We start from the raw sequence: 26,217 nt of genomic DNA on the forward strand, positions 1-26,217 counted from the left end.
GGTCAGCGCGAAACTTCTCACGTCTCAGCGTTGGCGGGGGAGGGCTACGCCACCACGGCGTACGACGGTAGGGTCGGCCCATGTCGACGGAGCAGTGGATAGCGCTGTTGGCGGTGGTCGTCGCGGTCCTCGCGCTCGGCGCAACCGCGTTGCTCGCTGTCGCGCTGCGCCGGATGCGCGCCGACGTCCGCCGCATTGCCGACGCTGCCGATGCTTCTGCATCGTCCGGGCCGTCCACGATCCCTGTAGCGGGCCAGTCGACCGGCGCCCCGGGCGAGGTCGCGACTGCATCGACGTCGGCGGCGGTGACCGTCACACCGATCCGACCCTCGACCGACCTGCCCGTCGCCACACCCGTTCCGCTCGGCGAGCAGCAGCCCTCCGACGAGCCGCAGATCGTCACCCGCGACGGTCGCGTGGTCGTCGTACCCTCGACCAGGCAGGTCGTCGAGGCGACGATGGGCAAACCGATGATCCGCGGTGCGGTGCTCGGCCACGGCCTGCGGTACGCGCTGCGTCCCGAGAGCCGCGACCGGCTCCGCGGCCTCATCCGCCGCGAGTACCGCCGACGCCGCAAGATCCGCCTCCGGGCGGGTCGACGGGCCGCGCGTACGGCAAGCATCCCGCCGCGCGATCTGCAGTCGTGGCTCGGCACTCCGGCAAAAAGTGGGTTGAACGTCGATCACGACGGAGGATCATGAAGGGTAGGACGCTATGGTTTCTGGTCGGCGCGGGTGCGGGTGTCTACACCAGCATCAAGGCGCGTCGGCTCGCGTACCGGCTCACCCCGGCCGGTCTCGCGGACCAAGCAGCAGCGGTCGGTCTGGGTTTCCAGGCCTTCGGTGACGAGGTACGCGCCGGTATGGCCGAGCGCGAGGCGCAGATCGCCGAAGAGCTCGGGCTGCCGCCGCAGCGCACCCCGCAGATGATCGAACAGAGAGGCAGCACCCGATGAAGACAGCGGAGATCAAGCGCCGCTACCTCGAGCACTTCGAGCGGCTCGGCCACACCGTGGTGCCCTCCGCCCCGCTGCCGTTCGACGATCCGAACCTGCTGTTCATCAACGCCGGCATGGTCCAGTTCGTGCCGTACCTCAGCGGCCAGCAGACACCGCCGTGGCAGCGCGCGGTGAGCGTGCAGAAGTGCATCCGGACCCTCGACATCGAAGAGGTCGGCAAGACGTCGCGGCACGTCACGTTCTTCCAGATGAACGGCAACTTCAGCTTCGGTGACTACTTCAAGGCCGGCGCGATCGAGTACGCCTGGAAGCTGCTCACCGATCCGATCGAGGCCGGCGGCCTCGGACTCGACCCGAACCGACTCTGGGCGACGACGTTCTCCAACGACGACCCCGACCTGCCCAACGACGACGAGGCGACCGAGCTGTGGCGCCGCTTCCTCCCCGAGGAGCGCATCCAGCGCCGCGGCATCGAGGACAACTTCTGGTCGATGGGTATCGCCGGCCCATGCGGCCCGTGCAGCGAGATCTTCTACGACCGCGGGCCGCAGTACGGTCAAGACGGTGGTCCCGTTGTCGACGAGGACCGGTTCGTGGAGATCTGGAACCTCGTCTTCATGCAGTTCGACGGCGACCGCGGTCACAAGGAGCCCGGGTTCAAGATCATCGGTGAGCTGCCGAACAAGAACATCGACACGGGCATGGGTCTCGAACGAGTCGCGTCGATCCTGCAGGGCGTCGACAACCTGTACGAGATCGACGAGGTCTTCCCGGTCATCGAGCGCGCGTCCGAGCTGAGTCGGCGTACGTACGGCTGGCATCAAGAGGACAACGTCCGGTTCCGCATCGTCGCAGACCACGTACGCAGCGCGCTGATGCTGATGAGCGACGGCGTGACCCCGGGCAACGAGGGTCGCGGCTACGTGCTGCGCCGGCTGATCCGCCGCGCGGTGCGCTCGATGCGCCTGCTCGGTGTCGAGGGGCCGACGATGCCGGAGCTGTTGCCGGTCAGCATGAATGCGATGAAGAACGCCTACCCCGAGCTGGAGGCCGACTTCGACCGCATCGCGAAGATCGCCTACGCCGAGGAGGACGCTTTCGCGCAGACGCTCGTCAAGGGCACGCAGATCTTCGACGCCGCAGCTGCCAACGCGAAGCAGACGGGCAACACGAGCCTCTCTGGCGATGAGGCGTTTCAGCTGCACGACACCTACGGGTTCCCGATCGACCTCACGCTCGAGATGGCCTCCGAGCAGGGCCTTTCGGTCGACGAGGAAGGCTTCCGCGGCCTGATGGCCGAGCAGCGCCGGCGGGCGAAGGCCGATGCCGCCGCGAAGAAGGGCCAGCACGCCGACACCACCGTCTACCGCGGCGCATTGGAGCGCTTCGGCGAGACCGAGTGGGTCGCGTACGACGAGCTGCGCACCGAGTCGCGGGTGAACCTGCTGATCGGCGACGCGGGCGAGCTTCCCGAGGCCACGGAGGGGCAGGTCGCGGAGGTCGTGCTGAGCCGCACCCCGTTCTACGCCGAGTCCGGCGGTCAGAGCGCCGACGGCGGCACGATCGTTTGGGACGGCGGCCGCGCCGAGGTGATCGACGTGCAGCGTCCGATCAACGGCGTCGTCGCACATCAGGTACGCGTACTCGAAGGTGCGTTGCGTCCGTCGTCGACCGTCGAGGCGACCGTCGACGAGCAGTGGCGGCTCGGTGCGTGCCAGGCGCATTCGGCGACGCACGTGATCCACGCCGCGTTGCGCCAGCATCTCGGCCCGACCGCGTTGCAGCGCGGTTCGTACAACCGGCCGGGTTTCCTGCGTCTCGACTTCGGCTGGAACTCCTCGCTCACCGACGAGGAGCTACAGCTGCTGGAGTCGACGGCAAACGACGCGCTGCGCCAGGACATCCCCGTGACGGCGTCGACGATGCCGCTCGCGAAGGCGAAGGAGATGGGCGCGCTCGCGCTGTTCGGGGAGCGCTATCCCGACGTCGTACGCGTCGTCGAGATCGACGGCCCGTGGTCGCGTGAGCTGTGCGGTGGTACGCACGTCGAGAGCACCTCGCAGATCGGCACCATGGTGCTCACCTCGGAGGGTTCGGTCAGCGCCGGCAGCCGACGGGTCGAGATGGTCACCGGCCGCGAAGGCTTCGGCTATCTGGCGAAGGAGCGCGATCTGGTGCATCAGCTCTCCGAAATGTTGAAGACGCCGCGAGAGGACCTCGCGAGCCGGGTCGAAGACATGGTCGAGCGGCTGCGTGCTGCCGAGAAGGAGCTGGAGCGGCTCAAGGTCGGCCAGCTGCTCTCAGCGGCGCCAGAGCTGGCCGCGGCGTCCAAGGACCTCGCCGGCGTCTCGTACGTCGGTCACCGCGCGCCGGACGGCGCGACGGCCGGCGATGTACGCAAGCTGGTGCTCGACGTACGCGGCCGGCTCGGCAATGAGCGGCCAGCCGTCGTCGCGGTGGTCGGCTCGGCGAACGGCAAGCCGTCGTGCGTTGTCGCGGTCAACGATCGCGCGCGAGAAGGCGGCTTCTCGGCGAACGAACTGGTCAAGGTCGCAGCCGAGATCCTCGGGGGCAGCGGGGGCGGCAAGGACGATATCGCGCAAGGTGGGGGAGTCGACGCGTCGCGCGCCGGCGCTGCGCTCGATGCACTCGAGCAACGCGTCGCGCAGCGGGCTACCAGCGTCTGATGCGTATCGGTGTGCGGCTCGGCGTCGACGTCGGTGACGCCAGGATCGGCGTTGCGGTGAGCGATCCGTCCGGGTTGCTGGCGACGCCGGTCGAAACCGTGCCCGCGGGCGGCACCGCGCTGGCCAGACTCGTCGCGCTTGCCGTCGAGCACGAGGCGATCGAGATGGTGGTCGGCTTGCCGAGGTCGATGTCCGGAGGTCTCGGTCCTGCGGCGCGTAAGGTACGTGCCTATGCGTCTCAGCTGGCCGTTGCCGTCGCGCCGACACCCGTACGTCTCGTCGACGAGCGGCTGTCCACGGTGACCGCAGAGCAAACCCTTCGTACGCAGGGCAAACGGGGCAAGAGCAAACGCGCCGTGATCGACCAGGCGGCAGCGGTCGTGATCCTGCAGTCGGCGCTCGACACCGAACGTACGAGCGGCACTGCCCCGGGCGAGATCGTGGAGGCCGCGTGAGCGACCACGAGCGCCCGGAGACCGACTGGGGTACGCCCGCCGACACCCGTGACGACGAGGTGCGCCCGGATGACACGACGACCCTGCCGACCGAGTCGCCTCGCCCGGCGGGCCACCGCCGCGCAAAGAAGCAGAAGCGTCGTGGGGGCATCGGCTGCATCGTCGTACTCGTGATCATCGCCATCCTCGGCGTACTCGGCTATTGGGGTGTCCAGAAGGCGTCGTCGTTCCTCGACGACCAGTTCGGGCCGCCGGAGGACTACAACGGCAACGGCACCGGCAAGGTGGTCGTACACGTCGCACAGGGCGCTGCGGGGGCCGAGATCGGCCGCGAGCTCAAGGAGGAGGGCGTCATCGCGAGTGTCGATGCCTACCTCGAGGCCGCCGCGGCCAATCCGGAGGCCCGGTCGATCCAGCCGGGCTACTACAAGCTCGCCCACGAGATGTCGGCCGAGGCGGCGCTCGGTCGGCTGCTCGACTCCGACTTCCGTACGCAGGGCGCGCTCGTCATCCCCGAAGGACTGCGCTCCGACCAGGTCGTGGACACGATCGTCGACGGTACGGACCTCGAGAAGGCCGACGTCGAGAAGGCCCTGAAGCGGACGAACGCGCTCGGGCTGCCCGGCTACGCCGACGGCGATCCGGAGGGATTCTTCTATCCGGGGTCGTACGATCTGCCGGAGAAGCCGAGCGCTGCTGGGATTCTCCGGTCGATGGTCGAACGCGCGAAGACCGAACACCGCAAGCTCGGACTCGAACCCAAAGCCGCCGACCTCGGCGTGAGCGCACGCGACGCGCTCATCGTGGCGAGCCTGATCGAGCGCGAGGCCAGCCGCGACCAGGACCGCGCAAAGGTCGCACGGGTCATCTACAACCGTCTCGACGAAGGCATGCCGCTACAGCTCGACTCGACCGTGCACTACGTCGCAGAGCGCAGCGGCGACGCGTTCACGACCGACGAGGAACGCGATATCGACTCGCCGTACAACACGTACAAGAACACCGGCTTGCCGCCGGGGCCGATCGATTCGCCGGGCGCCGAGGCGATCAAGGCCGCACTCAAGCCGGCGAAGGGCGACTGGACGTACTTCGTCACGGTCAACTTCGACACCGGTGAGACGCTGTTCGCGACCTCGTTGGAAGAGCACAACAAGAACGTCGACAAGCTGCAGGAGTACTGCGATGACTCCGACGCATGCTGACTGACCCGGCACGCCGCAGCTGCGCGGTGCTGGGAAGCCCGATCGCGCACTCTCTGTCGCCGGTGATGCATCGGCGTGCGTACGCCGAGCTCGGGCTCGACTGGACGTACGACGCGATCGAGGTCACCGAGGCGGAGCTCGCAGAGTTTCTTGACGGGTTGGACGGCTCCTGGCGGGGGTTGTCGCTCACGATGCCGCTCAAACGGGTGGCGGTCGACCTCGTCGACGAGGTCTCGGATGCCGTGCGCTCGGTGTCGGCGCTGAACACGATCGTCCTCGACGGCGGTCGTCGCCTCGGTGACAACACCGACATCCCGGGCATGGTCTCGGCGCTCGAAGAGCGAGGCGTGCGGGAGGTTCGCACGGCGACGGTCGTCGGCGCCGGCGCGACCGCGGCATCCGCCCTCGCGGCATTGCAGTCGGCCGGGTTGGAGTCGGTGAGCCTGCTCGTACGCGAACCCGCGCGGGCCGATGAGCTCGCCCGCCTGGTGCGCGGTTGGGGCGTCGAGGTGGCCATCGGTCGACTCGACGAGCCCGTACCCGGCGCAGACCTGCTCGTCTCGACTGTCCCGTCGGCAGCCGTCGGGACGTACGCGCGTACCTGGTGCGAGCGGTCGGGCGCGGTGTTCGACGTCATCTACGACCCCTGGCCGACTGCGCTCGCCTCGGCTGCCCGAGAGGCAGGCCGACCGGTGGTCTCCGGTCTCGACCTGCTCGCGCACCAGGCAGCCTTGCAGGTCGCGCTGATGACCGGCGCGACCGTCGACGCCGCCGCCCTACGCGAGGCCGCCATCTCCGCCGTCTGAGCGTCCACCCGACGCGTTGACCGGCGCGACCCCACCGAGCTGATCGATGTGCACGGGTCAACACGGATCCCGAAACCGCCCCGGCAATTGCCGATGCGAGGCATGCTGGGGGAATGAGCGAACTCGATCGAAGGACAGTCCTGCGGGGGACGATCGCAGGAGCATTGGCTACAACGAGTGCCGGAGCGTCCGCGCTGACGAGCTCGGCTGCGGCGCGTACGTCCGCGCCCGCGCCGATCGCGGCCGGCCGCAGCGGTCCGACGCCGGCCGACTGGCGGGCCCTCGAACGCGGCCTGAAGGGCGGGTTGCTGCGCCGCGGCGAGAAGGGTTACCGCAAGGCGACTCGGCTGTTCGACCCGCGCTTCGACGGTGATCACCCGCGCGGGATCGTGCGTGCCGCGAACGCACACGACGTCAGTGAGGCGCTGCGCTTCGCGCGCAAGTTCGATGTACGGCTGCGGCCGAAGTCCGGCGGGCATTCGTACGTCGGCGCTTCGATGTTCGACAAGGGCATGGTGATCGACACCGGCACCATCGACGGCATCGCGTACAAGTCCGGCTCGAAACGCGTCGTGATCGGCCCCGGCACTGAACTCGGCCGCCTCCACGACCGCCTCGACCGACACGGGCGTACCGTTCCGACAGGCACGTGCCCGACGGTCGGTGCAGCGGGGCTCGTCCTCGGCGGAGGGATCGGCGCCGAGAGCCGTATGTACGGGCTGACACAGGACGCCGTGGTCGACATGCAGATCGTCACGGCCGACGGCAAGATCCGCCACGCCAACGCTCACACCAATGCCGACCTGTTCTGGGCGCTGCGCGGCGGTGGTGGTGGCAACTTCGCGATCGTCACACACCTGACCATGAAGACTTTCAAGGCACACCGGGTCGGGTTCTTCTTCCTGAGCTGGTCGGGCAAGGACGCCGTCGCCGTCGTCCGCGGCTGGCAACAGCGCCTACGGCACATGCCGCGCACCTCCTGGGCGAACGTCCACCTGGACGCGAACAACGGCAGCATCGCCGCGCGCATCGTCGGCCTCTCGCTTACCGGCGACGGGCATCACGAGGCGCGGGCGCTGATCCGCGCGATCGGCCGCGACCCCTCGAACCAGTCGTACTCGACGAAGTCCCACCGCGAGGCGATGCATCTGCTCGCCGGCCCGACCGGCCACCAGCGCCAGTCGTTCGTCGCGGGCACCGACGTCATCGGCGCACCGATGAAGCGCCCCGCGTTGCGCGACCTGGTGGGTGTCGTACGCCAGCGTGCCCGGCACGGCGGCGGTGCCTCGGCGATTCTGGATCCGCTCGACGGGCGGGCGGGCAAACCGAAGGTGAGCTCATCGGCATTCCCGTGGCGCAATGCGGTCGCCTCGCTGCAGTGGTACGTGGCGCTGCCGAACCCGACGCCGAAGGCGGTCAAGAGCGGGCGTACCTGGATCAAGCACGGGCACCGCGCGGTCGCAGCGCGTTCGATCGGCGGCTACGTCAACTACCTCGAGCCGGGCAAGCCTGTACGCCGCTACTACGGCAAGCACTGGAAGAAGCTGCGGCGCATCGCCAACAAGCATGATCCACAGGGAGTGTTCCGGTCGCCGTACTCGATCCGCTGAGCGACTATCCTCCCTGAGCGTGACGACCGACCATCTCCTCGCCGCGCTTGCCATGGCCGCCATCGCCGCTCTCGGCGCGTGGTGGTCGCCGCGCGTCGTCGCCCGGCTGCCGGATCCGGTCGAGATCGAGGTGCCGTACGCGGAGCTCGCCGTCAGCCCACGCCTCGGCCTGCGACTCGCGGTCGCCGCGGCTGTCGTCGCGGGTTCGATCGGGTTCGCGCTGGGGCCGGACCCGTCGCTGCCGGCCTGGTGCTTCCTGAGCGTCGCAGGTGTTGTGCTCTCGTACGTCGACTGGCGAGTGCGTCTGCTCCCGTTTCGCATCGTGGCGCCGTCGTACGCGATCGTCGGCGTGCTGCTGATCGTCGCGGCCGTCGCCACAGGTGACTACGACGCCGCTCGTCGTTCGCTGATCGCCTGGGTCGCCACGTACGCGGTGTTCACCGGCATGTGGTTCGTCTACCGTCGCGGCATCGGGTACGGCGATGTGCGGCTGTCTGGTGTGCTCGCGATGGCGCTCGGCTGGCTCGGGTGGAGCGAGCTGATCGTCGGGATGTACGCCGCTTTCATTCTGGGCGCGCTGATCGGCGGCGGGCTCGCGCTGGCGAAGGTCGTCGACCGCAAGGGTTATCCGTTCGGTCCGTTCATGTTCGCGGGAGCGTGGGTCGGTGTCGTGTGCGCGCCGTCGATCACCTCGTGGCTGGGTGCCTGACCCGCTCGCGTACGACCGTGCGTGAAAGACTGGCAGCATGCTGCGTTGGTTGACGGCGGGCGAGTCACACGGCCCCGCCTTGGTCGCCGTGCTCGAGGGCGTTCCTGCAGGTGTCGAGGTGACGAGCGCCGATATCACCGCCGCGCTCGCCAGGAGACGGCTCGGGTACGGGCGGGGCGCACGGATGAAGTTCGAAGCCGATGAGCTCGAGGTCGTCGGGGGCATCCGACACGGCCGTACGCTCGGCGGCCCGGTCGCCCTGCGCATCGGCAACTCCGAATGGCCGAAGTGGCAGACCGTCATGGCTGCCGACCCGGTCGACCCGGAAGAGCTGGCGAGCACCGCCCGCGGTGCACCCCTGACCCGGCCGCGACCCGGTCACGCCGACCTGGTCGGCATGCAGAAGTACGACTTCGACGAGGCCAGACCGGTGCTCGAGCGGGCCAGCGCGCGCGAGACTGCTGCGCGAGTGGCTCTCGGCACGGTCGCCTCCCACCTGCTGCGCCAGACGAGTGGAGCGACGGTCGTCAGTCACGTGATCGAGTTCGGCACCGTACGCGCGCCCGCGGGCAAGCTGCCGACCATCGATGACGTCGAACGCCTCGACGCCGATCCGGTGCGTTGTCTCGACCCCGACGCGAGCGCCGCGATGGTCGAGGAGGTCGACCGCGCACACAAGGACGGCGACACGCTCGGCGGAGTCGTCGAGGTCGTCGTCGACGGGCTGCCGCCCGGGCTCGGCAGCCATGTGCACTGGGACCGAAAGCTCGACGCGAGACTTGCCGGAGCCCTGATGGGCATCCAGGCGATCAAGGGCGTCGAGGTCGGCGACGGCTTCGAGCTCGCACGTACGCGCGGTTCGCAGGCACACGACGAGATCGTCGCGACCGACGGCGGCATCCACCGTTCGTCCGGTCGCTCCGGCGGCATCGAGGGAGGCATGAGCACGGGGGAGACCCTGCGCGTACGTGCGGCGATGAAGCCCATCGCGACCGTGCCGCGTGCCCTTCGTACCGTCGATGTCGCGACCGGCGAGGAGACCAAAGCACATCATCAGCGCTCCGACGTGGCTGCCGTACCGGCGGCGGGCATCGTCGCCGAGGCCATGGCCTCGCTCGTCATAGCCGATGCGCTGCTGGAGAAGTTCGGCGGCGACTCGGTCGGCGAGACCAGCCGTAACGTGGAGGGCTATCTCGCCGCGCTGAGGTTCCGGTGAGTGGTCCGGTCCGGCCGCGGGTCGTGCTCGTCGGCCCGCCGGGTGCCGGCAAGTCGACCGTTGCGCGCGAGCTCGCCGCATTGCTCGACCTCGAGGTGCGCGACTCCGACGAAGACGTTGAGCGTACGCATGGTACGACGATCGCCGACATGTTCATCGACAACGGGGAGGCGTACTTCCGCGAGGCGGAAGCCGCGGCAGTACGTACGGCGCTGTCCGAGCACCCCGGGATCCTCTCGCTCGGCGGTGGAGCGGTGCTGCACGAGGCGACGCGGCAGGCGCTTGTCGGACACCGCGTCGTGTTCCTCGACGTCAGCCTGTCTGAGGCGGCGAGGAGGGTCGGTCTCAACACCGCCCGACCGTTGTTGCTCGGCAACGTACGCTCACAGTTGAAGACTTTGATGGACCAGCGGCGCCCGATCTACGCCGAGGTGGCGACTCACGTCACGTCGACCGATGCGCTGACGCCGCGCCAGGTCGCCGACGACATCGTCGCCTGGCTGGAGACAGGAGGAAGTTCGACATGACGCGTCCGGTGCGGTTGCGAGTGGAGACGGAGCGGCCGTACGACGTGTCGATCGGCGCAGGAGCGCTCGAAGACCTCCCCGGGCTGGTCGGTGACGCCGCGCAGCGCGTGGCGATCATCCACCCGACTCCGCTCGCCGGCCCGGCCGAGTCGATTCGCAAGCGCCTGATGACCGACACCCGTGAGGCGCACTGCATCGAGGTGCCCGATGCCGAGTCGGCGAAGACGGCCGAGGTCGCGGCGTTCTGCTGGCGCGTGCTCGGCGAGACCGGCTTCACCCGCAGCGATGTCGTCGTCGGCATCGGCGGCGGGTCGACCACCGATCTCGCGGGGTTCGTGGCCGCGAGCTGGCTGCGTGGCGTTCCCTACATCGCCGTGCCGACCTCGCTGCTCGGCATGGTCGACGCGGCAGTCGGCGGAAAGACGGGCATCAACACCGAGCAGGGCAAGAACCTCGTCGGTGCGTTCTACGAGCCCCGCGGCGTGCTCTGCGACACCGCCGTACTCGCCTCGCTCCCGGACAACGAGCTGCGTAGCGGCCTGGCCGAGGTGATCAAATGCGGGTTCATCGCCGACCCGACGATCCTCGATCTGGTTGAGGACGATCCAGCCGCTGCACTCGACGTGCAGAGCCCGATGCTCGCCGAGCTGATCGAACGCGCAGTGCGGGTCAAGGCCGAGGTCGTCGCGGGCGACCTGCGCGAGTCGGTCGACGGTGACGCTGTCGGCCGCGAGATGCTGAACTACGGACACACCCTCGGTCACGCGGTCGAGCGCGTCGAGGAGTACACGTTCCGGCACGGCGCCGCCGTCGCGATCGGTATGTGCTTCGTCGCCCAGCTCGCCGGCTTGAGCGGACGGATAGACCGCTCGCTCGTCGACCGGCACCGCAACCTGTTGCAGCTGGTCGGGCTCCCGACGGCGTACCGCCCCGGGGTCTGGCCCGAACTGTACGATGCGATGCGGCTCGACAAGAAGGCAAGAGGTGACGTGCTTCGGTTCGTCGTACTCGACGGCCTCGCGGAGCCCGCCATCCTTTCCGGACCCGATCCTGCGCTGCTCACCGCGGCGTACGCCGAGATTTCGAGGTGACGATGCCTGCCCAACACGAGAGTCGCCGTGCCCGGCTCGCCACGACCCTGCAGGAGCGCGAGCTCGCTGCCGCGCTGGTCACCGATCTCGTCAACGTCCGCTACCTGACCGGCTTCACGGGGTCCAACGGCGCAGTTCTGGTGCATGCGGACGGTCGTACGGCCTTCGTCTCCGACGGCCGCTACACCGATCAGGCGGCGGCCGAGTGTCCCGATGTCGATCGCTACACCGACCGCGACCTCGCCGGGACCCTGCTCGCACACGCGAAACTCGAGTCCGGTGCGCAGCTCGGCGCCGAGACGCATGCGCTGTCCGTCGACGACTTCGAGGTGTTGACGCAGCTCGTCACCGACCACGGGCTCGGAGTGGCGTCGCTGCGTCGCGTCGTCGAAGGCCTCCGGGTGGTCAAGGACGCCACCGAGATCGCAGCGCTCACCGAAGCCTGTGCGATCTCGACTCGTGCGCTCGAAGGCCTGCTCGCCGGCCCGCTTGCCGGGCGTACCGAGACCGAGATCGCGCGCGACCTCGAATGGCGGATGTTCGAACACGGCGCGGAGGCGGTCGGCTTCGACACGATCGTCGCATCCGGGCCGAACTCCGCGATTCCGCACCACAGCCCGACCGGCCGCGTCGTCGAGCGCGGCGATCTGCTCAAGATCGACTTCGGTGCGCGCTACGACGGCTACCACGCCGACTGCACGCGTACGGTCACCATCGGTGCCGCAGCAGACTGGCAGCGCGAGATTCACGCCGCCGTACGCGCCGCGCAGCAGAAGGGCGTCGACACCCTGGTGGCGGGCAATCCGATCGCCGACGCCGACGCTCTCCCGCGTGAGGTGCTCGACGAAGCCGGCTACCTGGATCGCTTCACGACGGGTATCGGCCACGGCGTCGGGCTGGTGATTCACGAGGACCCGTTCATCCGCAAGACCAACGCCGGTACACTTCTTGCTCGCACCCCCATCACGATGGAGCCCGGCATCTACCTGCCCGGCCGCGGGGGAGTGCGCATCGAAGACACCCTCGTCGTCGAGGACGGTGCGCCCACCATCCTGACGACCATGACCAAGGAACTGCAGGAGATCGGCTGAATGGCAACGACGAACGACCTCAAGAACGGCATGGTGCTGAACCTCGACGGGCAGCTCTGGGCGGTTCTGTGGTTCCAGCATCACAAGCCCGGCAAGGGCGGCGCCGTTGTGCGTACCAAGCTGAAGAACGTGCTGTCGGGCAAGATAGTCGACAAGACCTTCAACGCCGACGTCAAGGTCGACACGGCGAGCGTCGACAAGCGGGATATGCAGTTCCTGTACCACGACGGCGACGCGTACGTGTTCATGGACACCGAGACGTACGAGCAGCTGAACATCCCGGCCGACACCGTCGGCGAGGCCGCGAACTTCCTGCTGGACAACCAGGAGGCGGTCGTCTCGGTGCATGACGGCCAGCCGCTGTTCATCGACCTGCCCGCGTCGGTCGAGCTGACCATCGAGTACACCGAGCCCGGCCTGCAGGGCGACCGCTCGAGCGGCGGAACGAAGCCGGCCCGGCTCGAGACCGGATACGAGACCCAGGTGCCGCTGTTCATCAGCCAGGGCGAGCGGGTCAAGATCGACACCCGCGACGGCAGCTACCTCGGCCGCGTCAGTAGTTAAGGCACTGGGCATACTCGATGGCTGCTCGTACGAAGGCCCGAAAGCGCGCACTCGACATCTTGTACGAGTGCGAGCTGCGCAGTGTCTCGCTCGGCTCGACACTCGCCGAGCGGATCGCCGAGGGCGAGCCGCCGGTCAACCCGTACACCGTCACGCTCGTCGAGGGCGTCGCCGAGCATCAGGAACGCCTTGACGGGCTGATCGCCGAGCACGCCGTCGGCTGGACGCTCGCGCGGATGCCCGCCGTCGACCGCAACCTGCTGCGCATCGGCGCGTACGAGATCCTCTACGCCGACGACGTACCCGATGGCGTCGCGGTCAGCGAGGCCGTCGCACTCGCCAAGGACCTCTCCACCGACGAGTCACCCGGCTTCGTCAACGGTCTGCTCGCGCAGCTGGTGAAGGTGAAGCCCACCCTTCCGGCCTAGGTCTCCCAGAGTTCGGCGCGTAGTCGTTGGTGTTCGGCGCGCGTACGAACGACTGCGCACCGAACTCCAAACGGGTAACGATCGCGCCACACTCGGCCTGGCGAGCGCACAATCGCGCAATCTTCGGTAAGTTGCGGTACGCACGCGGTTCGGGCCCGTTGAGGCTCCGGCCGGACCTCCGACGACGAGGGAGCCGATGGGCAGCTACTGGGATTTTGCGCGGGATGAAGGTTCTGATTTCGTCTTCGCCTGCTACCAGCATGTGAGTTATGTCGTTCAGTCGCTGCTATTAGGTCTGGTTATCGCGCTGGTGATCGCGGTCTTGGCGTACCGCTCCCGGATGTGGACCGGCTTCGTCAATGCGTCCAGCGCCATGGGACTCACGCTCCCTTCGTTTGCGCTGTTCGGCCTGATGATCGGCATTATCGGCGTCGGGGTCACCCCGTCGGTGATCGTTCTGGTGTTCTACGGGACGCTTCCGATTCTGCGCAATGCGGTCGTCGGCCTGCACGGTGTCGATCCGGGCCTCATCGAATCTGCGCGCGGCATGGGCATGTCGCCGTTGACCGCGTTGCTGCGTCTACAGCTCCCTATGGCCTGGCCGGTCATCATGACGGGGGTCCGCGTCTCTGCCCAGATGATGATGGGCGTAGCGGCAATTGCTGCCTATGTCGGCGGTCCTGGGCTCGGTGGATACATCTTCACCGGGCTGTCACGACTCGGCGGCGCAAACGCCACCGAACAGGTCGTCGACGCGACAGTTGCGATCATCATCCTTGCCATCGTCCTTGATCTCGTGCTCGGTCTCATTGCACGGCTGACAACCTCGAGGGGTATTCGTGTCTGAACAAACCGCAGTCGCCCATGCCGACGAGCCCGACAGCGCCGCCGAGACACACGGCGAGCGGATTCGACTGGAGAACGTCACCAAGCGCTACCGGGGCCAGGACGCAGCTGCTGTCGACGATGTGACGATAGAGATCCCCGCCGGTGAGATCGTGATGCTGGTCGGCCCGTCCGGCTGCGGCAAAACGACCACGATGAAGATGATCAACCGGTTGATCGAGCCCACCGACGGACGGATCCTGATCGGCGACGAGGATGTCACGAACAAGGACCCGGACGAACTGCGCCGCCGGATCGGCTACGTGATCCAAGGCGCTGGGCTGTTTCCCCATTACACGGTGGGAGACAACATCGGGCTCGTCCCTAAACTGCTGAAGTGGGACTCCGCGACGGTACGTGCGCGCGTCGACGAGATGCTCGAGCTCGTCTCGCTGGACCCAGACCAGTATCGCGACCGCTACCCGCGTGAGTTGTCCGGTGGTCAGCAGCAGCGTGTAGGTGTTGCACGCGCACTCGCGGCTGATCCGCCGGTGCTGCTCATGGATGAGCCGTTCGGTGCGGTCGACCCGATCACGCGGCAGCGGCTCCAGGATGAGTTGCTCAGTCTGCAAGAAGAGCTGCGAAAGACGATTGTCTTCGTCACCCACGACTTCGACGAGGCTGTGAAGCTCGGCGATCGGATCGCGATCCTGGATGTCGGGTCGGAGATCGTCCAGTACGACACTCCCGACCAGATCCTGACCAATCCGGCGTCGGAGTTCGTCGAGAGCTTCATTGGACACGGCGCTGCGCTCAAGCAGCTGACCCTGACCCGGGTCCGCGACGTCGAGTTGCACGACGCAGCGACGGCTCACCAGGGTGACGATCCGAAATCCGCCGCGGACCGTGCTCGAGAGATCGGCCGGGAACACGTCCTCGTGTTGGACGATCGCGAGCGACCGCAACGGTGGGTGTCGTTGCGCGACCTCGACGCGGGCGGGGGGATCGCACGTGTGGCGCGGGACCGAGACCTCGACGTCGTATCCGGCGCTTCTACGCTGAACGACGCCCTCGACGTCATGCTGACCTCGAGCCACGGAGTCGTTGTGGTGACCGGGAGCCGCAACCGCTATCAGGGAGTTGTCCGGGTCGAGACGATCATGGAAGCAATGAGCACGATCCAGACGACCAGCGGCGGGTCGTCGGAGTCCACGGCATCCGCGGAGGCGTGATGAGTGCGACGCAGCAGATCGATATGGAGGGGGAGCAGCAACACGCGGCTGCGGTCGACGTCGACAAACCCGGGATCGCCCGTTGGTTCGTGCAACCGGTGCTCGCTGTCGGACTGGTTGCCGGGGTGCTCATCTACACCGAAGTAGGCGACATCTCCGGGCAGGAGAAGCGGTCACTGGAGGTTCCCCACCTGCTGGACCTCCTTGGCGAGCACATCTGGATCAGCTTCGTCGCGACCGTGCTCGTGTGCGTCATCGCCATCCCAGTCGGCATCCTGTTGACTCGCGGACCGATGCGACGCTACCGAGATCCGATTCTCGCGGTAGCGGGGTTCGGTCAGGCGACTCCGGTCATCGGGCTGATCGTGATCGCCTGGATGATCCTCGGCACCTCCAAGTCGTTTGAGGCCGCGATCCTCTCCCTTACGGTTTACGGAGTCTTGCCGATCATCGCGAACACGGTCGCCGGCCTCAACGGAGTGGATTCACGCGTGGTCGAGTCCAGCCGTGGCATGGGTATGTCCGGCATCGCAACCCTCCTCAGAGTGGAGATTCCGCTCGCGCTACCGGTGATCGTTGCGGGTATGCGTACGGCGCTGGTTCTCATGATCGGCGCGGCCTCTCTGGTGGCGCTGATCGGCGCGGGCGGTCTCGGTGAGCCGATCGATATCGGCATCAAGCGCCAACAGGACACCGTGCTGATCTGCGGGGCGCTCCTGATCTGCGCTCTCGCTCTGTTTGTCGACTGGCTGGCACACCTGATCGAGATGGTCGCCGCGCCGAAGGGAGTATGACGTGACGCGCTCACGAGTCCGCAGCAGTTTGGCCGCCGTCGTGCTGTGTTGTGCGCCGCTTCTCGCAGCCTGTGGCCTGGAGCCCGCAACGAGCGGCGTGGAGACCGCCGACCCCGGCAGTGTCAAGCACTACGACTCACTCGATGGAGTACCCATCACCGTGGGTGCGAAGGACTTCACCGAGCAGATCGTGTTCGGCAACTTGATCTCGACGGTGCTGTCGACTGCCGGTGCCGACGTGACGAACCGGAGCAACACGGCTGGCAGCGCGACAGTACGGAAAGCGTTGTTGTCCGGGGAGTTCGACATCACGCCCGAGTACACCGGTACCGGTTGGATCACCTACCTCGGACACCCGAAGCCGATCCCTGACGAGAAGAAGCAGTGGCAGGCGGTCGCCGATGAGGACAAGCAGAAGAACGATCTCATCTGGCTTCCTCCGGCACCGATGAACAACACGTACGCATTCGCAATGGGGCCGGATGCCGCCGAAAAACTAGGAATATCGACGTTGTCGGAGATGGCGGACCTGCCGAAGGAGGATCTGACATTCTGCGTCGATTCCGAGTTCGCGAGCCGCGACGATGGATTCGTGCCGATGCTCGAGCACTACGGACTCAAGGAGTCCGATGTGTCATCGAACAACTACGGCGTCGGCCAGATCTATCAAGCAACGGCCGAGGGAACCTGCAACTTCGGCGAGGTGTTCACCACCGATGGTCGAATCCAAGCCCTGGATCTGACCGTGCTCGAGGACGACAAGAGTTTCTTCCCGTTGTACAACATGACCGAAGTTGTCAATGGTGAACTGCTGCGGAAGCATCCGGAGATCGAAGAGATCTTCGCCCAGATCAATCCGAAACTGACCAACGAGACGATGCAAGAGCTCAATGGGCGAGTAGACGTCGACGGCGAGGATCCGGCTGACGTCGCACTGGACTGGCTCAGGGACGAGGGATTCGTCAAGTAGCGCAGTTGACGAAAAGCGGGGCTTCCGGAATTGTCCGGAAGCCCCGCTTTCAGTTTGAAGCGAATATTGTTACTCCGACGGCCGCACAACGCCCCAGTCGGTGAACTTGCGGGCGAGGTCATCGGGATCCTCGTCGTAGATGATCGACAGGTTGCGCAGGTCGTCCTCGCGGATGGAGAGTACGCGGCCGTTGTAGTCGCCGCGCTGCGACTGGATGGTCGAGATGTACCGGGCGAGCGGTGCGCCCTCGACGGCGCGGATCTCCTTGAGCCGCTCCAGATCGATGACCAGCCGCGAGGCACCGTCGGGGGAGCCGTGCTGGTTTTCATCGACTTCGGGGAGAAAGTGCTCGATTGGAACACCGTAGAAATCGGCGAGTTCGGAAAGGCGCTGTACGGTCACGGCGCGGTCACCGCGTTCGTACGAGCCGATGACCACCGCTTTCCAGCGGCCGCCTGACTTTTGCTCAACGCCTTGAAGCGAGAGACCTTGCTGCTGACGGATTGCGCGCAGTCGACTCCCTAGCGCCTTGGCGTATTCCATGAATTGCTCAACTTTCGTCCCGAGACTGTCACTTAGAGTTACATTCTGAAGGTTACTCGCCTTCCAGCGTACCCGTGCGTAGCTCACGAGGTGTGGGAAAGAACGAAACCGGGCCGTGCGCCGATCTCGTCGAACTACGCACAGTGATCAGATGATGGGCATCTGTCGCGGCGCGCCAGTGTTGACCCGATGCATCATAGACCCACCCGGTGAGATACGTTGGCGAGGACAGACATCCTTTAACGACCGTCCCGTGAGGCGGGCAAGGAGGTCAGACGGTGTCATCACGCACCCCTGATACGGCTGCGCCGACGGCGCGCACGGTCCTCGACGACCGAGATATCTCCCGCGCACTGACGCGCATCACCCACGAGATCCTCGAACGCAACCGCGATGCGTCCGATCTCGTCATCCTCGGCATCCCACGCCGCGGCGTACCGCTGGCCGCCCGCATCGCCGGCCGGATACATGAGGTCGAGGGCATCGAGATGCCGTACGGCTCGCTCGACATCACGATGTATCGCGACGACCTGCGAATGCGTCCGGCGCGGGCACTCGAGCACACCGACATACCCGCCCGCGGCATCGACGACGCGGTCGTCGTCCTCGTCGACGACGTGCTGTTCAGCGGTCGTACGATCCGGTCGGCCCTCGATGCACTGAACGACCTCGGCCGACCCAAGGCAGTCCAACTCGCGGTCCTCGTCGACCGCGGCCACCGCGAGCTGCCGATCCGGGCAGACTTCGTGGGCAAGAACCTCCCGACCTCGTTGGCCGAGAACGTCCGCGTACACCTTGCGGAGAGTGACGGTGAGGACGCGGTCGTGATTGCGACCACAACGCCGGGGGCCGACGCATGATCCGCCATCTACTCAGCGCCGGCGACCTCAGTCGCGACGACGCGACTGCCGTGCTCGACACCGCGCAGGAGATGCTGTCGGTCGCGAGTCGGCCGATCAAGAAGCTACCCACCCTGCGCGGGCGTACGGTCGTGAATCTCTTCTTCGAGGACTCCACCCGTACGCGAATCTCCTTCGAGGCGGCCGCGAAACGGCTGTCGGCCGATGTCATCAACTTCTCGGCCAAAGGTTCGAGCGTGTCCAAAGGCGAGAGTCTCAAAGACACCGCGCTCACCCTGCAGGCGATGGGCGCCGATGCCGTCGTCGTACGCCACCACGGCTCCGGCGCACCGCACCGGCTCGCGAACGCCGAGTGGATCAACGGTGCCATCGTCAACGCGGGCGACGGAACCCATGAGCATCCGACCCAGGCGCTCCTCGATGCGTTCACGATGCGTCAGCACCTCGGCGCGCTCGACGGCAAGAACGTCACCATCGTCGGCGACGTTCTGCACTCGCGGGTCGCACGCTCCAACGCGTTGCTGCTCGACACACTCGGTGCCAACGTCACCTTGGTTGCGCCACCGACGCTGCTGCCCGTCGGCGTCGACAGCTGGCCCGTCGAGACGTCGTACGACCTCGACGATGCGCTGGAGAAGGCCGACGGCGTGATGATGCTGCGGGTTCAGCGGGAGCGGATGAACGCCGCCTTCTTCCCGAGCGCACGGGAGTACAGCCGGCGGTACGGCCTCGACTCGCGCCGCATGGCGCGGCTACCCGAGCACGCCATTGTCATGCACCCCGGTCCGATGAACCGCGGTATGGAGATCACCGCCGACGTCGCGGACTCCGACCGTTCGGTGATCGTCGAGCAGGTGACCAACGGCGTCGCGATCCGGATGGCCGTCTTGTACCTGCTACTGAGCGGTGAGCGCGATCGAGCACACAGCGAAGAACGAACCGGGGAGGCCGGCGCCGATGACTGAGACCTTGATCCGTGGAGTCCGGCTCCTCGGCGGCGACAACGCCGACGTACGTATCAGAGACGGTGTGTTCGTCGAGATCGGTTCGAGCCTCGACGAAGGCGACGCCACGGTCGTCGAAGCGCAGGATCTGATCGCTCTGCCCGGTCTCGTCGACATCCACACGCATCTCCGCGAGCCCGGCCGGGAAGACGCCGAGACCGTCGAGTCGGGTACGCGCGCGGCTGCCCGCGGTGGCTACACCTGTGTGTTCGCCATGGCCAATACCGATCCGGTCGCCGACACCGCAGGCGTGGTGGAGCAAGTGTGGCGCTTGGGCCGCACGGCCGGCCATTGCGACGTGCAACCCGTCGGCGCGGTCACCATCGGCCTGGAGGGCGAGCGTCTTGCCGAGCTCGGCGCGATGGCGGAGTCCGCGGCCGCGGTACGCGTGTTCTCCGATGACGGCAAATGCGTGAGCGATGCGCTGCTCATGCGCCGCGCGCTGGAGTACGTGAAGGCGTTCGACGGCGTCGTCGCCCAACATGCGCAGGAGCCGCGGTTGACCGGCGGCGCGCAGATGAACGAGGGCGATGTGTCCGGGCAGCTCGGTATGGCCGGCTGGCCTGCGGTCGCCGAGGAGGCGATCATCGCTCGCGACTCGCTGCTCGCCGCTCACGTCGGCTCCCGGCTGCACGTGTGCCACCTCTCGACCCGAGGCTCCGTCGAACTGGTCCGCTCGGCGAAGGAGAAGGGCTGGAACGTCACCGCCGAGGTGACACCGCACCATCTGCTGCTCACCGACGAGCTGGCGCGTACGTACGACCCGATCTACAAGGTCAACCCTCCGCTGCGTACGGCCGACGACGTTGCCGCCGTACGCGAGGGGCTGGCCGACGGCACCATCGACTGTGTCGGCACCGACCATGCACCGCATCCGATGGAAGACAAGGAGTGCGAGTGGAGCGCGGCGGCGTTCGGCATGCTCGGGCTCGAGACCGCCCTGTCGGTGGTGCAGCACACGATGGTCGACACCGGACTGCTCACCTGGGCCCAGGTCGCCGATCGGATGTCGACCGCACCCGCACACATCGGCCGCGTCGGCGGCGAACACGGGCGTGGCATCGTGGTCGGCGAGCCGGCGAACCTCACGCTCTACGACCCGAGCACCACGCGTGTGGTCGATCCGTCCGACAGCGCATCGCAGTCGCGCAACAACCCGTACGCCGGCCTCGAGCTGCCCGGCACGGTCGTCGCCACGTTCCTGCGCGGCGTACGAACACATGAGCAGGAGAGGGCAGCGGTATGAGCGGCGAACAGGCAACCAGCGCGGAGGGCGCCAAGTGACGGCGGTACTCGTCCTGGAAGACGGCCGCGTCTTCCAGGGAGAGGCGTACGGCGCGATCGGCGAGACGATCGGCGAGGCGGTCTTCGCGACCGGGATGACCGGATACCAGGAGACGCTGACCGATCCGTCCTACCGTCGACAGGTCGTCGTCATGACAGCGCCGCACATCGGCAACACCGGCGTCAACGACGAGGACGACGAGTCGGCTCGGATCTGGGTTGCTGGCTACGTCGTACGCGACCCCGCGCGGGTGCGCAGCAGCTGGCGGGCGGACGACGACCTCGGCTCTCGGCTCGAACGCGACGGTGTGGTTGGCATCTCGGGCATCGACACCAGGGCCCTGACCCGACATCTGCGCGAGCGTGGGGCGATGCGCGTCGGCATCTCGTCGGCGTCGGGCACGGTCGACGACCTGCTGGCCCGCGTACGCGAGGCGCCCGCGATGTCCGGCGCCGACCTGGCCGGCGAGGTGACCACAGACGAGGTGTACGTGGTGCCCGCGGTCGGTGAGAAGCGCTACACCGTCGCCGCCATCGACCTGGGTATCAAGGGCATGACGCCGCGGCTGCTCGCCGAGCGCGGCGTCGAGGTGCACGTACTCCCGTCGACCGCGTCGATCGATGACGTGCTTGCGGTCGAGCCGGACGGCGTGTTCATGTCGAACGGCCCCGGCGATCCGGAGGCGACCACCGACGCGGTGTCGCTGCTGCGGGAGGTCCTGGCCCGACGCATCCCGTACTTCGGCATCTGCTTCGGCAACCAGCTGTTCGGTCGCGCCCTCGGGTTCGGCACCTACAAGCTCAAGTACGGACACCGGGGCATCAACCAGCCGGTGCTCGACAAGACGACCGGCCGGGTCGAGATCACCTCGCAGAACCACGGTTTCGCGGTCGACATGCCCACCGATGCGCCGGTGCGTACCGAGTTCGGCACGGCCGAGGTCACGCATGTGTCGCTGAACGACGGTGTCGTCGAGGGTCTGGCGCTGACCGATGCACCGGCGTTCAGCGTGCAGTACCACCCCGAGTCGGCCGCCGGGCCGCATGACTCGGCGTACCTGTTCGACCGGTTCACCCAACTCATGGACGAAACGAGGGGCGCCTGATGCCGCGGCGTACAGATATCTCGTCGGTGCTGGTCATCGGGAGCGGACCGATCGTGATCGGTCAGGCAGCCGAGTTCGACTACTCGGGTACGCAGGCCTGCCGCGTGCTGCGCGAGGAGGGTTTGCGCGTCGTCCTGGTCAACTCCAACCCGGCGACGATCATGACCGACCCCGAGGTCGCCGACGCGACGTACGTCGAGCCGATTACGCCTGAGTTCGTGGAGAAGGTCATCGCGCATGAGCGTCCTGATGCGTTGCTGGCGACGCTCGGCGGCCAGACCGCGCTCAATGCGGCGATGACTCTCGACGCCGACGGCATCCTCGAGAAGTACGGCGTGGAGCTGATCGGTGCGTCGATCCCGGCGATCGAGAAGGGTGAGAACCGCGAGTCGTTCAAGGCGGTTGTGGAGTCGTTGCCGGCGGAGTGGGAGGCCGAGGTCGCCCGCTCGGCGATCTGCCACACCCTCGACGAATGCTTCGCCGCGGTCGACGACCTGAACTACCCGGTGGTCGTACGCCCGTCCTTCACGATGGGTGGTAGCGGCTCCGGCCTCGCATACGACGAGCACGATCTACGCCGGATAGCCGGCGCCGGTCTGCTGGCGAGTCCGACGACGGAGGTGCTCCTCGAGGAGTCGATCCTCGGCTGGAAGGAGTACGAGCTCGAGGTCATGCGCGACGGTGCCGACAACGTCGTCATCGTGTGCTCGATCGAGAACCTCGATCCGATGGGCGTACACACCGGTGACTCGATAACGGTCGCCCCTGCGATGACGCTGACCGACCGCGAGTATCAACGGCTGCGCGACATCTCGATCGGGGTGATCCGCGAGGTCGGCGTCGACACGGGCGGCTGCAACATCCAGTTCGCGGTGCATCCCGACAACGGACGCATCGTGGTGATCGAGATGAACCCGCGGGTGTCGCGGTCGAGTGCGCTCGCGTCGAAGGCGACCGGGTTCCCGATCGCCAAGATCGCTGCGAAGGTGGCGGTCGGTTACACCCTCGACGAGATTCCGAACGACATCACCCAGGAGACGCCGGCGAGCTTCGAGCCGACGCTGGACTACGTGGTGGTGAAGGCGCCCCGGTTCGCGTTCGAGAAGTTCCCGGCGGCCGATGCCCGGCTGACGACGCATATGAAGTCGGTCGGCGAGGCGATGGCGATCGGCCGCAACTTCACCGAGGCGCTGAACAAGGCGCTGCGCTCGCTTGAACGCCCGGAGGCACCGTTCTCGTGGGTCGGCGAACCCGGCGACAAGGCCGCTCTGCTCGAGACCGCGCAGGTGCCCCACGACGGCCGGCTGCGCGCGGTGATGGATGCGATCCGCGCCGGCGCCACGCCGCAGGAGGTCCATGCAGCGACATCGATCGACCCGTGGTTCGTCGACCAGTTGTTCCTGATCGACGAGGTGGCGACGGAGGTACGCGAGGCTCCGGCGCTGTCTCCGGAGGTACTGCGCCTTGCGAAGCGTCACGGCCTGTCCGACGCTCAGATCGGCGGGCTACGCGGAATGCGCGAAGACGTCGTACGCGGCGTACGCCATGCGCTCGGCATTCGACCGGTCTACAAGACGGTCGACACATGTGCGGCAGAGTTCGCGGCGCGCACGCCGTACCACTACTCCAGCTACGACGAGGAGACCGAGGTCGAGCCGCGTGAGCGTCCGGCCGTGTTGATCCTCGGCAGCGGGCCGAACCGGATCGGCCAGGGCATCGAGTTCGACTACTCGTGTGTGCACGCATCGCTTGCGCTCGCCGAGGCCGGGTACGAGACGATCATGGTCAACTGCAACCCGGAGACGGTGTCGACCGACTACGACACCTCCGATCGGCTCTACTTCGAGCCGCTGACTCTCGAAGACGTGCTCGAGGTAGTCGGCGCAGAGCAGCAGGCCGGGCCGATCGCGGGCGTGATCGTCCAGCTCGGCGGGCAGACTCCGCTCGGGCTCGCGGCCGGGCTGGAAGCCGAGGGCGTACCCATCGTGGGCACGCCGCCGGGTGCCATCGACCTCGCGGAGGACCGGGGCGCGTTTGGGCGGGTGCTCGCCGAAGCCGAGCTGCCTGCGCCCAAGCACGGCACTGCCACGACGTACGCATCGGCCAAGCGGATCGCCGACGAGATCGGCTACCCGGTGCTCGTACGCCCGTCGTACGTGCTCGGCGGGCGTGGCATGGAGATCGTCTACGACGACGCGGCACTCGAGGACTACATCACCCGGGCGACGCAGATCTCTCCGGAGCATCCGGTGTTGGTCGACCGCTTCCTCGATGATGCGGTCGAGATCGACGTCGACGCGTTGTACGACGGCGAGGAGCTGTTCCTCGGCGGCGTGATGGAGCACATCGAGGAGGCTGGCGTACATTCCGGGGACTCCTCGTGTGCGCTGCCGCCGATCACACTCGGCGCGTCCGACATCGAGCGCATCCGGGCGTCGACGGAGGCGATCGCCAGGGGAGTGGGCGTACGCGGGCTGCTGAACGTCCAGTACGCGCTGGCGTCCGATGTGCTCTACGTGCTCGAGGCCAACCCGCGGGCCTCCCGGACGGTGCCGTTCGTCTCGAAGGCGACCGACGTCGCACTCGCGAAGGCGGCGGCGCGGGTGATGCTGGGCGAGTCGATCGCGAGCCTGCGCCGTGACGAGGTGCTCCCGCGAAGCGACGGCGGCGAGGTCGTGCGCCATGGGCCGGTGGCCGTCAAGGAGGCGGTGATGCCGTTCAACCGCTTCCGCACCCTCGAAGGCAAGGCAGTCGACACCGTGCTGGGCCCAGAGATGCGCTCGACCGGCGAGGTGATGGGCATCGACGCGGGCTTCGGCACGGCGTTCGCGAAGGCGCAGGCGGCCGCGCAAGACGGCCTGCCCGTACGCGGCAAGGTGTTCGTCTCGGTCGCCAACCCCGATAAGCGGCATATGATCTTCCCGGTCAAGCGGCTGGCCGATCTGGGCTTCGAGATCCTTGCGACCAGCGGCACCGCCGAGGTGCTCGATCGCAATGGAGTCGACGCGACGGTCGTACGAAAGCTCAGTGAGCGCGGTGACGGCGACGACGGACCGACCATCGTCGAGCGGATCCACTCGGGCGAGATCGGGCTCATCATCAACACCCCGCACGGTGTGACGACCGGTGGCAGCCCGCGCGTCGACGGCTACGAGATTCGTACCGCCGCCGTGACCGAGAACGTCCCGTGCGTGACCACGGTGCAGGGCCTCGCCGCAGCCGTGCAGGGCGTTGAGGCGCTGCTCGGTGAGGGCATGCCGGTACGTTCCCTGCAGGACTGGGCACAGATCGTGAAGAAGGCGCGAGCATGACGGGTGCGACGACGTCGGCGGCCGGAGCCGTCCAGGTCAACGGACAGGTCGTGTCGATGAAGCCCGTCGGCGACTACCTGCATCTGACGATGACCGCGCCGGGTGTTGCAGAGCGGATGCGCCCAGGCAACTTCGTGGCGCTGTCGGTCGGCGGCGAGCAGTCGGCGATGCTGCTTCGGCGGGCGTTCTCGATCTACCGCGCTCAACCGAACACCCGCGGCGGTACGGTCGAGATCGTGTTCGCCGAGCATGGCAAGGGCACTCGCTGGATGACTCGGTTGGCGCCGAAGGACCCGATCGACGTTGTCGGTCCGCTCGGCCGTCCCTTTGCGCTGCCGAAGGAGCCAGTGGCATGCACGCTGGTCGGCGGCGGGTACGGCATGGCACCGATGTTCAGCCTGGCCGAAAGGCTGCGCGAACGCGGCTGCTCGGTGCACATGCTGATCGGCGCGGCGACGGAGACACGGCTGTTCGGCGTCCTCGAGGCCAGCCGCGCGGCGTCGTCGGTGCGTACGACGACAGAGGACGGTTCGATGGGCCACCGCGGGCGGGTGACGGACGTACTCCCGGAGCTGATCGAGCGGACCGGCTCCGATGTGGTGTACGCGTGCGGGCCGATGCCGATGTTGCGCGCGGTCGCCCAGGTGGCCGAGGAGCACGGTGCACACAGTCAGTGTGCGGTCGAGGAGTCGATGGCCTGCGGCGTCGGCGTGTGCATGACCTGCGTACTCCCGGTGCGCGGCGACGACGGGGTGATCCGGATGGTGCGCTCGTGTGTTGAGGGTCCGGTGTTCCGCGGTGAGCGGGTGTTGTGGGACGACGTGGGTACGATCCCGCACGGCACGTTGGGAGCGCCGCGGTGACCGCGCTGAGCCGGACGTTCGCGCGGCGACACGCCGGCGTTTCGCACTCGAACGTCACGCCCACGGTGGGGTTGCGTGAGG

25 protein-coding genes are annotated in these 26,217 nt (G+C 67.3%); 24 read left to right on the top strand and 1 reads right to left on the bottom strand.

What is annotated here, in order from left to right; all coding sequences use genetic code 11:
- Window positions 1-80: 80 nt before the first annotated feature.
- The 18 genes from MU582_10115 to MU582_10200 all read left to right on the top strand — a co-directional run bounded on the left by MU582_10115 (window position 81) and on the right by MU582_10200 (window position 17,165).
- The gene (locus MU582_10115) at window positions 81-701 is read left to right on the top strand and encodes a hypothetical protein (protein UPK76971.1); all 621 of its coding nucleotides are present in this window, start codon (window positions 81-83) and stop codon (window positions 699-701) included.
- Window positions 698-955 (top strand): DUF6167 family protein, encoded by a 258-nt coding sequence (locus MU582_10120; GenBank protein UPK76972.1) that lies wholly within the window; start codon window positions 698-700, stop codon window positions 953-955. Before MU582_10115 ends, MU582_10120 begins: the two co-directional genes overlap by 4 nt.
- The gene (gene alaS / locus MU582_10125) at window positions 952-3,645 is read left to right on the top strand and encodes an alanine--tRNA ligase (GenBank protein ID UPK76973.1); all 2,694 of its coding nucleotides are present in this window, start codon (window positions 952-954) and stop codon (window positions 3,643-3,645) included. The genes MU582_10120 and alaS overlap by 4 nt, the downstream gene beginning before the upstream one ends.
- Complete coding sequence (gene ruvX / locus MU582_10130) at window positions 3,645-4,100, top strand: Holliday junction resolvase RuvX (GenBank protein UPK76974.1); 456 nt, start codon at window positions 3,645-3,647, stop codon at window positions 4,098-4,100. Before alaS ends, ruvX begins: the two co-directional genes overlap by 1 nt.
- The gene (gene mltG, locus MU582_10135; GenBank protein ID UPK76975.1) at window positions 4,097-5,302 is read left to right on the top strand and encodes an endolytic transglycosylase MltG; all 1,206 of its coding nucleotides are present in this window, start codon (window positions 4,097-4,099) and stop codon (window positions 5,300-5,302) included. The genes ruvX and mltG overlap by 4 nt, the downstream gene beginning before the upstream one ends.
- Window positions 5,296-6,108: a shikimate dehydrogenase gene (locus MU582_10140; protein UPK76976.1), complete on the top strand. Its 813-nt coding sequence runs from the start codon at window positions 5,296-5,298 to the stop codon at window positions 6,106-6,108. The genes mltG and MU582_10140 overlap by 7 nt, the downstream gene beginning before the upstream one ends.
- A 113-nt stretch (window positions 6,109-6,221) precedes the next feature.
- The gene (locus MU582_10145; GenBank protein ID UPK76977.1) at window positions 6,222-7,718 is read left to right on the top strand and encodes an FAD-binding oxidoreductase; all 1,497 of its coding nucleotides are present in this window, start codon (window positions 6,222-6,224) and stop codon (window positions 7,716-7,718) included.
- 19 nt (window positions 7,719-7,737) lie between these two features.
- On the top strand, window positions 7,738-8,427 hold the full coding sequence (locus MU582_10150) for an A24 family peptidase (GenBank protein ID UPK76978.1): 690 nt from the start codon (window positions 7,738-7,740) through the stop codon (window positions 8,425-8,427).
- Between the two features lie 37 nt (window positions 8,428-8,464).
- Window positions 8,465-9,643 carry a chorismate synthase gene (gene aroC, locus MU582_10155; GenBank protein ID UPK76979.1) on the top strand — a complete coding sequence of 393 codons (1,179 nt, stop codon included), beginning with the start codon at window positions 8,465-8,467 and terminating at the stop codon, window positions 9,641-9,643.
- Complete coding sequence (locus MU582_10160; GenBank protein UPK76980.1) at window positions 9,640-10,170, top strand: shikimate kinase; 531 nt, start codon at window positions 9,640-9,642, stop codon at window positions 10,168-10,170. Before aroC ends, MU582_10160 begins: the two co-directional genes overlap by 4 nt.
- Window positions 10,167-11,261: a 3-dehydroquinate synthase gene (gene aroB / locus MU582_10165; GenBank protein UPK76981.1), complete on the top strand. Its 1,095-nt coding sequence runs from the start codon at window positions 10,167-10,169 to the stop codon at window positions 11,259-11,261. Before MU582_10160 ends, aroB begins: the two co-directional genes overlap by 4 nt.
- 2 nt (window positions 11,262-11,263) lie before the next feature.
- Entirely contained in the window at window positions 11,264-12,352 is a 1,089-nt protein-coding gene (locus MU582_10170) for a Xaa-Pro peptidase family protein (protein UPK76982.1), read from the top strand.
- Entirely contained in the window at window positions 12,353-12,916 is a 564-nt protein-coding gene (gene efp / locus MU582_10175; protein UPK76983.1) for an elongation factor P, read from the top strand.
- A gap of 17 nt (window positions 12,917-12,933) precedes the next feature.
- Complete coding sequence (nusB, locus tag MU582_10180; GenBank protein ID UPK76984.1) at window positions 12,934-13,344, top strand: transcription antitermination factor NusB; 411 nt, start codon at window positions 12,934-12,936, stop codon at window positions 13,342-13,344.
- Between the two features lie 196 nt (window positions 13,345-13,540).
- Complete coding sequence (locus MU582_10185) at window positions 13,541-14,191, top strand: ABC transporter permease (protein ID UPK76985.1); 651 nt, start codon at window positions 13,541-13,543, stop codon at window positions 14,189-14,191.
- A gap of 61 nt (window positions 14,192-14,252) precedes the next feature.
- Window positions 14,253-15,401 carry a betaine/proline/choline family ABC transporter ATP-binding protein gene (locus MU582_10190; GenBank protein ID UPK77143.1) on the top strand — a complete coding sequence of 383 codons (1,149 nt, stop codon included), beginning with the start codon at window positions 14,253-14,255 and terminating at the stop codon, window positions 15,399-15,401.
- A complete protein-coding gene (locus tag MU582_10195) occupies window positions 15,401-16,195 on the top strand; it encodes an ABC transporter permease (protein ID UPK76986.1) in 795 nt (264 codons plus the stop codon). The genes MU582_10190 and MU582_10195 overlap by 1 nt, the downstream gene beginning before the upstream one ends.
- A gap of 1 nt (window position 16,196) precedes the next feature.
- On the top strand, window positions 16,197-17,165 hold the full coding sequence (locus tag MU582_10200) for a glycine betaine ABC transporter substrate-binding protein (protein ID UPK76987.1): 969 nt from the start codon (window positions 16,197-16,199) through the stop codon (window positions 17,163-17,165).
- Window positions 17,166-17,234: 69 nt separating this feature from the next.
- Here the strand turns inward: MU582_10200 and MU582_10205 are convergent, their stop codons facing one another.
- On the bottom strand, window positions 17,235-17,708 hold the full coding sequence (locus MU582_10205; GenBank protein ID UPK77144.1) for a transcriptional regulator: 474 nt from the start codon (window positions 17,706-17,708) through the stop codon (window positions 17,235-17,237).
- 278 nt (window positions 17,709-17,986) lie between these two features.
- On the opposite strand from MU582_10205, the gene pyrR reads away from it, so the two are divergent.
- The 6 genes from pyrR to MU582_10235 are packed head-to-tail and all read left to right on the top strand — an operon-like array spanning window position 17,987 to window position 26,136.
- Window positions 17,987-18,568, top strand: a complete 582-nt coding sequence (gene pyrR, locus MU582_10210; protein UPK76988.1) for a bifunctional pyr operon transcriptional regulator/uracil phosphoribosyltransferase PyrR — start codon at window positions 17,987-17,989, stop codon at window positions 18,566-18,568.
- Complete coding sequence (locus MU582_10215; GenBank protein ID UPK76989.1) at window positions 18,565-19,533, top strand: aspartate carbamoyltransferase catalytic subunit; 969 nt, start codon at window positions 18,565-18,567, stop codon at window positions 19,531-19,533. The genes pyrR and MU582_10215 overlap by 4 nt, the downstream gene beginning before the upstream one ends.
- Window positions 19,526-20,818: a dihydroorotase gene (locus MU582_10220; GenBank protein ID UPK76990.1), complete on the top strand. Its 1,293-nt coding sequence runs from the start codon at window positions 19,526-19,528 to the stop codon at window positions 20,816-20,818. Before MU582_10215 ends, MU582_10220 begins: the two co-directional genes overlap by 8 nt.
- Before the next feature lie 34 nt (window positions 20,819-20,852).
- A complete protein-coding gene (gene carA, locus MU582_10225; protein ID UPK76991.1) occupies window positions 20,853-21,962 on the top strand; it encodes a glutamine-hydrolyzing carbamoyl-phosphate synthase small subunit in 1,110 nt (369 codons plus the stop codon).
- On the top strand, window positions 21,962-25,273 hold the full coding sequence (gene carB, locus MU582_10230) for a carbamoyl-phosphate synthase large subunit (protein UPK76992.1): 3,312 nt from the start codon (window positions 21,962-21,964) through the stop codon (window positions 25,271-25,273). Before carA ends, carB begins: the two co-directional genes overlap by 1 nt.
- Window positions 25,270-26,136 carry a dihydroorotate dehydrogenase electron transfer subunit gene (locus MU582_10235; protein ID UPK76993.1) on the top strand — a complete coding sequence of 289 codons (867 nt, stop codon included), beginning with the start codon at window positions 25,270-25,272 and terminating at the stop codon, window positions 26,134-26,136. The genes carB and MU582_10235 overlap by 4 nt, the downstream gene beginning before the upstream one ends.
- Window positions 26,137-26,217 lie beyond the last annotated feature (81 nt).

It is taken from the genome of Nocardioidaceae bacterium SCSIO 66511, from assembly GCA_023100825.1.
Taxonomy (GTDB): Bacteria; Actinomycetota; Actinomycetes; order Propionibacteriales; family Nocardioidaceae; genus Solicola.